9 protein-coding genes are annotated in these 11,395 nt (G+C 64.5%); all 9 read left to right on the top strand.

Annotation, left to right across the window (positions count from 1 at the left end; genetic code table 11):
* Positions 1-69: 69 nt before the first annotated feature.
* The 9 genes from NPX02_RS12890 to NPX02_RS12850 all read left to right on the top strand — a co-directional run bounded on the left by NPX02_RS12890 (position 70) and on the right by NPX02_RS12850 (position 11,271).
* Positions 70-1,341: a glutamate-5-semialdehyde dehydrogenase gene (locus NPX02_RS12890; RefSeq protein ID WP_260294053.1), complete on the top strand. Its 1,272-nt coding sequence runs from the start codon at positions 70-72 to the stop codon at positions 1,339-1,341.
* Positions 1,342-1,355: 14 nt separating this feature from the next.
* Positions 1,356-1,970 (top strand): nicotinate-nucleotide adenylyltransferase, encoded by a 615-nt coding sequence (gene nadD / locus NPX02_RS12885; protein WP_260294051.1) that lies wholly within the window; start codon positions 1,356-1,358, stop codon positions 1,968-1,970.
* A 74-nt stretch (positions 1,971-2,044) separates the two neighbouring features.
* Positions 2,045-2,404, top strand: coding sequence for a ribosome silencing factor (gene rsfS / locus NPX02_RS12880; protein WP_260294050.1), 360 nt, complete (start codon positions 2,045-2,047; stop codon positions 2,402-2,404).
* 307 nt (positions 2,405-2,711) lie between these two features.
* Positions 2,712-2,939, top strand: coding sequence for a hypothetical protein (locus tag NPX02_RS12875; RefSeq protein ID WP_260294049.1), 228 nt, complete (start codon positions 2,712-2,714; stop codon positions 2,937-2,939).
* 121 nt (positions 2,940-3,060) lie between these two features.
* Entirely contained in the window at positions 3,061-3,531 is a 471-nt protein-coding gene (gene rlmH, locus NPX02_RS12870) for a 23S rRNA (pseudouridine(1915)-N(3))-methyltransferase RlmH (RefSeq protein ID WP_260294047.1), read from the top strand.
* Positions 3,532-3,732: 201 nt separating this feature from the next.
* Positions 3,733-4,338, top strand: a complete 606-nt coding sequence (locus NPX02_RS12865; protein ID WP_260294044.1) for a Maf family protein — start codon at positions 3,733-3,735, stop codon at positions 4,336-4,338.
* Positions 4,331-5,785: a ribonuclease G gene (gene rng / locus NPX02_RS12860; RefSeq protein ID WP_260294043.1), complete on the top strand. Its 1,455-nt coding sequence runs from the start codon at positions 4,331-4,333 to the stop codon at positions 5,783-5,785. Before NPX02_RS12865 ends, rng begins: the two co-directional genes overlap by 8 nt.
* A 10-nt stretch (positions 5,786-5,795) precedes the next feature.
* Positions 5,796-10,157 (top strand): YhdP family protein, encoded by a 4,362-nt coding sequence (locus NPX02_RS12855; RefSeq protein WP_260294042.1) that lies wholly within the window; start codon positions 5,796-5,798, stop codon positions 10,155-10,157.
* A gap of 292 nt (positions 10,158-10,449) precedes the next feature.
* On the top strand, positions 10,450-11,271 hold the full coding sequence (locus NPX02_RS12850; RefSeq protein ID WP_260294041.1) for a carbon-nitrogen hydrolase family protein: 822 nt from the start codon (positions 10,450-10,452) through the stop codon (positions 11,269-11,271).
* Positions 11,272-11,395: the final 124 nt, after the last annotated feature.

Below are 11,395 nucleotides of genomic sequence, written 5' to 3'. Positions count from 1 at the left end.
CATGCCCAACCGCGGTACAATTTGCTAGACTGCACCCATTTCCAGCAATCAGCGACTATCGTGACCAGCATGTCCAGCGAAATCCTCGACGTTACCGCCTACATGGCCGACCTCGGCCGCCGTGCCCGGGCCGCCTCGCGACGCCTGGCCGCCGCCTCCACCGCGAGCAAGAACGCCGCCCTGCAGGCGATCGCGGAGGACATCCAGGCCCACCGTGACGCCCTGATGCGGGAGAATCGCAAGGACCTGGCGGCGGGGGCGGCCAAGGGGCTGGACAGCGCCCTGCTGGATCGTCTGGAGCTGACCCCGGCGCGTATCGACAGCATGCTGGAGGGGATTGCGCAGATCATCGCCCTGTCCGACCCGATCGGTGAGATTTTCGACATGAACTACCGCCCCAGCGGTATCCAGGTGGGCCGCATGCGGGTGCCCCTCGGCGTGGTCGGCATCATCTACGAGTCGCGGCCCAACGTCACCGCCGATGCCGCCGCCCTGTGCCTGAAATCAGGCAATGCCACGGTGTTACGCGGCGGATCCGAGGCGTTCCACTCCAACCAGGCGCTCGCCGCCAGCATCCAGCGCGGACTGGAGCGGGCCGGTCTGCCGGGCGACGCCGTGCAGGTGGTCGCCACCACCGACCGGGCGGCAGTCGGCGCCATGATCACCATGCCCGAGGCGATCGACGTGATCATTCCGCGCGGCGGCAAGGGGCTGATCGAGCGCATCGCCAACGACGCCCGGGTGCCGGTAATCAAGCACCTGGATGGCATCTGCCACGTCTACATCGACGATCAGGCCGACAACGGCAAGGCCTTCGACATTGCCGTCAACGCCAAGACCCAGCGCTACGGCACCTGCAACACCATGGAGACCCTGCTGGTGGCCGAGGCCATCGCCGAGGATATTCTGCCGATGCTGGCGGCCGCCTATGCCGAACACGGAGTGGAGCTGCGCGGCTGCGCCCTCTGCCGGGAGATTCTGGAGGAGTGCCAGGAGGCCAGCGAGGCCGACTGGGACACCGAGTACCTGGGGCCGATCCTGTCGATCCGGGTGGTGCGGGGGCTGGACGAGGCGATCGAACATATCAACCGCCACAGCTCCGGGCACACCGAGTCCATCGTCACCGAGAACTATACCCGGGCACGCCGCTTCCTCACCGAGGTGGACTCCAGCTCGGTCATGGTCAACGCCTCCACCCGCTTTGCCGATGGCTTCGAGTACGGCCTGGGCGCGGAGATCGGCATCTCCACCGACAAGTTCCATGCCCGCGGCCCGGTGGGTCTGGAAGGGCTCACCTCGGTCAAATACATCGTCCTCGGCGATGGCCACATCCGCGGCTGACGGACGGACCCTCGGTGATAGGGATACTCGGCGGTACCTTCGACCCCATCCATTACGGCCACCTACGTACCGCACTGGACGTGCAGCAGCACCTGGGGCTGGAGCAGATCCGCCTGATTCCGTTGCGCGACCCGCCGCACCGTACCCAGCCGACCCTCTCGGCAGCGCAGCGGCTGGCCCTGCTGCATGCCGCCGTGGATGACAACCCCCTGTTCCACATCGACACCCGCGAGCTGGAGCGCAGCGGCAAGTCCTACACCCTGGAAACCCTGCAATCGCTCCGGAGGGAGCTGCCGGAGGAGACCTTCTGCCTGCTGCTGGGCAGCGACGCCTTTAACGGTTTCCACACCTGGCACCGACCTGAGGCGATCCTCGGGCTGGCCCATCTGGTGGTGATGCAGCGGCCCGGGGAGCCTGAACCCGCGCGCTACCACGAACAGCTCACTCACGACCCGGAGGCGTTGAAACGGCAGGCGGCCGGGCTGGTCCTGGCGCTGCCGGTCACCCAGCTGGAGATCTCGGCGACCCGGATCCGGGAGCTACTGCGGCACGGCCAATCACCCCGTTACCTGCTGCCGGACGCGGTTCTCGAGCTGATCCGACGGCGCCGACTCTACCCATCCGGGTGAATTTCGGTGGCCTCGGCCGTTTTAATATAAAATTGCCTTAGCAGTATTCAAATTCAACCACAGCGTAGAGAGATATGCAGACAGACGAACTTCGCGACCTCATAATGAAAATTCTCGACGACATGAAGGCACTCGATGTCAAAGTGCTCGATGTCAGGGGCAAGACCACCATCACCGATCTCATGATCATCGCCAGCGGCACCTCCAACCGACACGTCACCTCCCTTGCGGAAACTGTCGCCTTCCAGGCCAAGGAAGCCGGCGAAACCCTGCTGGGTGTGGAGGGGCTGAAAGAGGGCGAATGGGTACTGGTGGACCTCAACGGCATCGTGGTCCACGTCATGCAGACCAAGGTCCGGGATTTCTACCAGTTGGAGCGGCTGTGGGATCTGGACATTCCGGCCGACAGCGCGCAGAAAGCGGCCCCCCACTGACGGCCGGCCTGGACCCGGCCACCCACATCAAGCCTTACCGGAAACGCCGTAATCCGCAAGCTCACCGGCAGACAGCGTGTCCTGGATGAAGCCGCCATTCCCCCGGCCGGATTAGCCGCATGGCTCACGGCGGCGCCCTGGAGCAGCAACGGGAAAAACAGACTACCCAAACCGATTCCCGTTCTCTATAATGAACCGGGTTCCTTGATAGACGGAGACCCATAGGAACTAACCATCTCCGCAAGACTCAAAAATTTCAGCAGGTCCCCAGCCCCCGGACCCGACACAATTTGCATGGAATGCCGACATGTCGAGCCCGGAAAACCGCTCCAAACCGATCCGTTTACTCAGCCTGCTGTTCATCTTCTGGCTGGCCGTCTGGCTGCTGCTACTGCTACTGCTCCCGCGCGCCTGCTACACCACCGGTTTTTTCCTGCTGGGCATGCTCCCGGTGGCCGGCTGGTTCACCATCCAGCCACGCCGTATCCTCTGGTTCCTGGCGATCCTATTCGGCGTCAACGGGCTGGGGGATTAAGGGGAAGGGGTCGATTCAGCCCGTACCATGCCGGGTGTCCAGAGTGAACCTACGCTACAACTTTCCCTGATACAATGCGTCCACCAGACCTGTAGCCGCCCCGGTAGCCGCCCCCATCATCATGATCATTCACCTCATCTCTGTCGGCAACAAGATGCCCCGCTGGGTCCAGGAGGGGTACCGGGAGTACGCCAAGCGCCTGCCGTCGGAGTGCGCCCTGAACCTGATCGAGATCGCCCCCGGCCATCGCGGCAAAAGCGCCGATGTGAAGCGCACCGTCCGCGAGGAGGGGGAGCGGATGCTGAAGGCGATCCCCAAGGGCTGCCGTGTCGTCGCCCTGGACGTCGGGGGAAAGGCCTGGAGCACCGAGCAACTCTCCGCCCAGCTCGGCGAGTGGATGGGGGCCGGGCCGGACATCGCCCTGCTGGTGGGTGGTCCGGAAGGCTTGGCCGAGGCCTGTCTGCGGCAGGCGGACGGGCGCTGGTCCCTGTCGCCGCTGACCCTGCCCCACCCCCTGGTGCGGGTGGTGGTGGCCGAACAGCTCTATCGCGCCTGGAGCCTGTTGCGCAACCACCCGTATCACCGCGCCTGAACCGCGATCCCCTTCGCAACCCGGCGATCCATAGGACATTCTTTTTCTGTCTTTCGTTTTTACACTGGTGTAGGGTTAATGGCAGAGGCTACGGAGCATGCTTGGCAGTACTGCCCGGCCGATCCGGGACTCGATAATAATTAACGACGTGCTGTTGGCATAACAACCGGTTTTATCCAGAAGCAGAAACACAGGCTAACCATGCAGCCGCTGATCTATCTTGCCTCCCATTCGCCGCGCCGGGCTGAACTCCTGATACAGATCGGGGTCCATCACACTGTAGTCGGCGTCACCGTCGATGAGACCCCGCTGACGGGCGAGGCGCCAGCCGAATACGTTATTCGCATAGCGCTGGAGAAGGCCCGAAGCGGCCGCCAGGCCATTTCGCGGCAGCCCCCGCTACCCGTGCTCGGGGCCGATACCGCGGTCGTGATTGGGCAACGGATTCTGGGTAAGCCCCGGGACCGGGATGATGCCATCGCGATGCTGAAGCTGCTCTCCGACACCACCCACAAGGTACTTACCGGAGTCGCCCTCGTCGGTCAGCGGGAAGCGACCCGCCTGAGCGTCAGCAATGTCCGTTTTCGCCCCATCCGTATGCCGGAGGCCGCCGCCTACTGGGAGAGCGGCGAACCCGCCGACAAGGCGGGCGGCTATGCCATTCAGGGCCTCGGGGCACTGTTCATCTCGCGCCTGGAAGGGAGTTTCTCCGGCGTGATGGGACTGCCGCTGTTCGAAACGGGCGAACTGCTTCAGCAGGCGGGAATTTCCCCTCTCGCCGCCATTTCAGAGAACATCCATGAGTGAAGAGATACTGGTCAATGTCACACCGCCCGAAACCCGGGTCGCCGTAATCGAAAACGGCGTGGTGCAGGAGATCATTATTGAACGCACCCAGCGCCGGGGACTGGTCGGCAATATCTACAAGGGGAAGGTGTGCCGGGTGCTGCCCGGCATGCAGGCGGCCTTTGTCGATATCGGCCTGGAACGGGCCGCCTTCCTGCATGCGTCGGACATCACTAACGGCGATACCGTCAACAGCGACAGCAGCATCAATGCGTTGGTACGGGAAGGCGCCGAGGTGATCGTGCAGGTGGTCAAAGACCCCCTCGGCACCAAGGGCGCCCGGCTGACCACCCACATCTCCATCCCCTCGCGCTATCTGGTGTTCATGCCGGCACTGAGCAACCTCGGGGTATCCCAGAAGATCGAGGATGAGGATGAGCGCAACCGCCTGCGCGAGATCGTCACCGGCTTCTTCGGCGACTCCTCGCTCAGCGGCAATTTCATCATCCGCACCGCTGCCGACGGGGTGGATGAGGAGACCCTGAAATCGGATATCCGCTTCCTTACCCGGCTCTGGCACGCCATCCAGGACCGGCTGCAGACCTCGCCCGCACCGCAGATGATCCACGAAGACCTGCCCCTGTACCTGCGCTCCCTGAGGGATCTGATCACGGCGGATGTGGAACGCCTGCGCATCGATTCACGGGAGAGCTGGCAAAGGCTGACCCAGTTCGCCGACAAGCTGATCCCCGACAGCCTGGTCAAGATCGAATACTACCCAGGGGAGCGCCCGATTTTTGATCTGTACGGGGTCGAGGACGAGATCCAGAAGGCGCTGGAGCAGAAGGTGGTGCTCAAGTCCGGCGGTTACCTGATTATCGATCAGACCGAGGCGATGACCACCATCGACGTCAACACCGGCGCCTTTGTCGGCCACCGCAACCAGGAAGAGACCATCTTCAAGACCAACATGGAGGCGGCCCAGGCGATCTGCCGCCAGCTGCGCCTGCGCAACCTCGGCGGCATCATCATCATCGACTTCATCGACATGATCGAGGAGGAACACAAGCGTCAGGTGTTGCGGGCGCTGGAAAAGAGTCTGGCGCGGGACCATGCCAAGACCCATATCACCGAGGTCTCCAGCCTGGGGCTGGTGGAGATGACGCGCAAACGCACCCGCGAGTCGCTGGAACACATTCTGTGCGAACCCTGCCCCTGCTGCGGCGGCCGCGGCTCGCTGAAGACGGCAGAGACCACCTGTTACGAAATCTTCCGCGAGATCCTGCGCGAGGCACGTCAGTTCGACGTGGAGTCGCTGCTGGTGCTGGCGTCGCAGGAGGTGGTCGACCGGCTGCTGGACGAGGAGTCCGCCACCCTGGCGGAACTGAGCAGTTTTATCGGCAAGAACATACGGCTGCAGGCGGAGTCGCTGTATAGCCAGGAACACTATGATGTGGTGTTGATCTAGGTTCTGGGCCATGAAGCGTCTGTATCACTTTTCTCTCAGGACCACCCGACGGTTGCTGATCCTGCTGATCGTCCTGAGCGCCCTGCTGATCATCTTCGGCCGGCTGCTGGCCCCGCTGGCAACCCAGTATCGGGCCGAGGTGGAGAAGTGGGCCAGCGACCTGATGGGACAGCCGGTCGCGGTGGGCCGACTGCAGGGTTCGTGGCGGGGGCTGGGACCTGAGCTGGTCCTCCATGACCTGCAATTGTTCAACCCCCGCAGCCAAAGGCCCTCCCTCTATCTGAAGGAGGTACGCATCACCATCGGTCTGCTCGACTCGCTGCGGCAGTTGAGCCCGGTGGTCCGCAAGGTGGCGTTCATCTCGCCGCGGCTACGGGTCACGCGCCTGCAAGACGGCGCCATCACCATCGGCAACCTGGATCAACTGAATGAACTCAACCCGGATGACGGGAGCTCGGCCTTTCTCCTGCCGACCCATCTCAGCCTGGAAAAAGGCGAGGTGATCTGGGAGGACCAGACGGTCCAGGCCTCGCCGTTGCGTCTCACGGACGTCAACCTGAATCTGCGCAATGGCGGCACCCGGCACCAGCTTAGTGGCAGCATCAACCTGCCGGGCGAACACCAGGGCAGGATAGAACTGGCCATCGACCTGCACGGCCAGCTGGACAAGCTCGATACCTGGAGCGCCCGCAGCTACATGCAGAGCAGCGGCATCGATCTGGCCTTTCTGCTCAACCGCCGCGTGGCGGACAAGTACCGCTTCAGCAACCGCCGGGCGGAGATCAAACTGTGGGGCGAGTGGAACCAAAACGGGCTGATCAGCCTGGAGGGCACCACCCAGTGGGAGCAGGTCGCCATCAGCCGCCAGGCCGGGTCAGTGCTACAGGCCGCCAACACGCTGCAACTGGACCATGCCGCCGGGACGATCCGGCTGCAGCGCCAGCCGACGGGGTGGCAGCTGGACCTGATGGATCTGCAGATCATACGCAATGGCCGGGAGTGGCCCAAGTCGCGGGTCGGCGTCATCGCCGAACAGGACCCGCAGGGCGATTGGCACATCCGTGCCGGCAGCAGCCGGCTACGGCTGGAAGACATCCATGCCATCAGCACCCTGTTCCCCCTGCCCGACAGTGGTATCGAGCAGATGCTGCAGCGGGTGGAGGCGTCCGGCAGCCTGAACAATCTGCGCCTGGATTACCGGCAACAGGAGCAAGGCGACCGCTGGTCGGCCAGTGGCGAGATAGCGCAATTCACCTCCCACCCCTGGAGAGGCCTGCCGGGGGTGCGCAATCTGCCGCTGCGCTTCTGGATGAATGCCCGACAGGGCACAATCTCCCTGGACGCGACGGATATATCCGTGGATTTTGCCGAGCTGTTCCGGGACCCGCTGCGGTTGCGGCGCCTGCAGGGCGACCTGAGATGGCAGCACCGGCCGGACGGCGAGCTGGTCATCTCCAGCCCGCGGCTACTGGCGGAGAATGACGACATCCACACCCTGAGCCGGCTGCAGCTCACCATTCCCGGGACGGAGCAGGGGCCGCTGTTCCTGGACCTGCAGAGCGACTTCTGGGATGGCGATGCCCGCACCACCCACCGCTACCTGCCCACCGGAATCATGCCGAAGCGCGTGGTCGAGTGGGTGGACCGCAGCATCGGCAGCGGCCATGTCACCCAGGGGAGCGCGCTGGTGCGGGGGTCGCTGGCGGACTTCCCCTTCACGGAGACCCGCAGCGGACGCTTCGAGGTGTTCTTCAATGTGGCGAACCTGCAGCTCGACTACTGGCCGGAATGGCCGGCATTGAGCAACCTGGATGCCGACGTGCGCTTCCTCAATAACAGCTTTGACGCCTGGGCCAGCGATGGCGAGATCCTGGAGAGCCGGCTCACCGCCGCCCATGCCCGGATCGATCAACTCGCCCACACCTCGCCCCTGGAGCTGACCGGGAGCGTGGAAGGACCCTTCAACGACCACCTGCGCCTTTTGCGCGAGTCTCCCTTGCGGGTCGATTTTGCTCCTCGGGTCAAGGATCTGGACGGCAAGGGCGAGACCCGGCTGGGCCTCACCTTCCGCCTGCCGATCGACGACGCCGGGGAATTCACCCTGGGCGGCCGGCTCAGCTTCCTGGATACCTCGCTGCAACTGAAGGAGTGGCAGCTCTCACTGAGCGATATCCACGGCGACCTGCAGTTCGACCAGAAGCATCTCTTCGCCAAGGGCATCACCGGCAGGGTGTTTGAGCGGCCGGTCAGGATCGATGTCTCGACCCCGGAGGCCAACCCGGACACCACCCGCATCACCGCCACGGGCAACCTCCCGGTCGCCACCCTGCAGCAGCAGCTCCCGGCGATCGATCTGGGCGCGTTTGCCGCGGGCAGCAGCCAGTGGCAGCTGGACCTGGATATCCCCCATTTCGCCGCCGGACCGGACGCACCGGTAGCGGTGCGCGTCAGCTCGGACCTGGTCGGTATCGGCATCGATCAGCCGGCACCCCTGGGTAAAAAGGCCGAGGCCGCACGCCCCCTGCTGCTGGAGACCCAGCTCAACGGCGGGCCGGAACAGCCACTGCACATCCGCTACGGCGATCAGGTCGACATGGCGCTGGCGGTCGATCGCAGCCGCCCCGAACAGCTGCGGCTCCGGCGTGGCGCCATTGTGCTGGGCGGCGCCCGGGCGACCCTGCCGCGAGCGCCGGGACTGGAGCTGACGGGGCGACTGGATCGGCTGCAACTGGAACCCTGGCTTGAGCACATCGGCACGCCGCAGGCCGCCACCCGGCTGCCGCCACTGAACCGCGTGGCACTGGAGATAGGGCGGCTGGAAATCGGCGGACAGGAGACCGACCAGGTGCGGGTATCGCTGAACCGGGGGGAGACCCACTGGGAGGGAGACATCGTCAGCGACTGGGCCGAGGGCGGTATTCTGCTGCCACTCGAACCCTCCCCGTCAGCCACCGTCACCGCCCGGCTGAAACGGCTGCGACTGGACCCCTGGCTGGAGCTGCTGGGCGACAGCGCGCCGGACACCAGGACGACGGTACCGCAACGCCTCCTGCTCTCGGCCGACCAACTCTTGTTCAAGCAGGCCACGGTGGTGGATTTCTCGCTCGACCTGACACAGCGCCCAGGGGACTGGAACGGCCGCTTCAGCAGCAGCCACTTTGCCGGCGAGGTCATGGTGCCGCTGCGCCCACTGGAAGCCCCCATCAAACTGACGCTCGACCATCTGAACCTGCATATCGACAACAGCCTGCTCGAGGGTGAGGCGCTGACCCACCGGGAGCCGGGCGAGCGCCTCGACCCCAAGCGGATTCCGGCCATCGAGGCACAGATCTCCCGGGTCACCATCAACGACAACCCGTTCGGCAGGCTGCAGCTGATCACCCAGCGCCGCGATAACGGCCTGGCGCTGCAGACCCTGTCGCTCAACTCAGAGCGCCTGCAGCTTTCCGCCTCCGGCAGCTGGCAGGCGGACCCGTCACTGGTGTCCAGCTCCCGGCTCGATCTCTCCCTCTCCAGCCGCGATCTCGGCTCGGTGCTCCAGGAGCTGCAGCTCTCAACCAATATCGACGGGGCAGCGGTGGAGCTCGACAGCCGGCTCGACTGGCGGGGAACTCCCCTCGACTTCAGTACCCGGCGGCTCAACGGCCAACTGGGCTTGCAGATCGGCAAGGGGCGCTTTCTCAAGGTCGATCCCGGCGTGGGGCGGCTGTTCGGCCTGTTCAACCTGGGGGCGCTAAAACGCCGGCTGACCCTCGATTTCAGCGATATTTTCAAAAAAGGACTCACCTTCGACAGCATCGAGGGCAATTTCCTGCTGGACAACGGTGATGCCTATACCAACGACTTTCGTATAAAAGGGCCGTCGGCCGACATCGAACTTTCCGGTCGCATCGGCCTGGGTGACGAGGATTTCGATGCCCTGGTGACCATCACCCCGAAAATCTCCTCCAGCATCCCCCTGGCCGGCGCCATCGCCGGCGGACCGGCGGTCGGCGCGGCCCTGTTCATCGCCCAGCAGCTGATGGGGGACTCCATCGACCGCGCCACCCGGCTGGAGTACATGGCGACCGGCAGCTGGGATGACCCGGTGCTGACACCGAAAACCCGCGACAACCCGGAAACCGACCAGCGTCCACCAGGGGATGATCCGAACACGTCGACCGGAGAGCCGGAACCGGTGCCGGACGTCCAACTGGGCCGCGCCGAAGCCGAGCCCAGGGTGACTTCACCGGGCACGGTGACAACGACCGAGTCGCCATCGGAACAGGCCGAGGCGGCAGAGACCCCGCCCCCGGGACTCTTCTCGCGCCTGCTGCGGAAAATAACACCGACCGGTCCCGGCATTCCAAATACCACGCCGCCGCAGCAGTGAGGTGGACTATAACGGTAGTGGTAATCCGGGCAACGGCCAGGGCAATGGGTGAACGTCGTGCGGCCGGGCTCGGAAAAGGCTGTCATGGCGTGCAATCGGGCCGCGCCGCCTTATCGGGTGGATTCGGTGCGGCTTGGGCAGGCGCCAGGGGCCTCCCGGGCAGGCACAGGGGCCTCTCGGGCAGGCACGGGGGCCTGCCCCTACTTGGTCCATGGTCAGGGTTGATGCTATGCTCCGGGCAGCCCGCATCAACGGCCGCAGTCACAGAACAATTGGGGAAGTACCGTCCAACATGAGCAGAGAGAAGAACAGAGTTTGCGCCATCCAGATGGCGACCGGACCCAATGTCAGCGCCAACCTGCTGGAGGTGGAGCGGCTGGTCACCGAGGCGGTGGAAAATGGCGCCGGACTGGTAGTGCTGCCGGAAAACTTCGCCTTCATGGGCAAGCGCGACCGGGACCTCTGCGCCTTGCGGGAGATCGACCATGACGGCCCGCTGCAGGAGTTTCTCAGCCATCTGGCCAAGCGCCACGAGATCTGGGTGGTGGGTGGCACCATCCCCCTGGAGGCCCACGACAACAGCAGGGTACGCGCCGCCTGTATCGTCTACGACGACCAGGGCCGTCGGGTCGGCCGCTATGACAAGATCCACTTGTTCGATGTCAACCTGATCGAGGCCAACGAGCGCTACGTCGAGTCCGAGACTATCGAGGCGGGCGACCAGATCGTGGTACTCGACTCCCCGTTCGGCAGGCTGGGCATCGCGGTCTGCTACGACCTGCGCTTTCCCGAGCTGTTCCGCAAGCTGCTGGACAAGGGGATGGAGGTCGCCTGCATGCCCTCCTCCTTTACCGCCATCACCGGCAAAGCCCACTGGGACACGCTGGTACGGGCGCGGGCGATCGAAAATCTCTCCTACGTGGTGGCGGCCGCACAGGGCGGTTTCCACATCAACGGCCGGGAAACCCACGGTCACAGTATGATCGTGGATCCCTGGGGCAACATCCTGGCGCAGGTGCCGCGCGGTACCGGTTCGGTCAGCTGCAGGCTCGATCTCGGCTACCTGGCCTCGCTGCGGCGCAACTTCCCGACCATCAATCACCGAAAACTCTAGCCCATGGCCGCTGTCTACTCTAAGAGATGAGAGGCGCGGCCAGCCAGGCTGGGCATGCCCCTCATCGGATCATCTCCAGTCATTGTGCCAACGGCCAAACAAGGCCACGGCCTCAGCAACCCGC

Origin of the sequence: Sedimenticola hydrogenitrophicus (assembly GCF_025175675.1) — a bacterium.
Taxonomy (GTDB): domain Bacteria; phylum Pseudomonadota; class Gammaproteobacteria; order Chromatiales; family Chromatiaceae; genus Sedimenticola; species Sedimenticola hydrogenitrophicus.
This window is presented reverse-complemented; position numbering and strand designations above follow the sequence as displayed.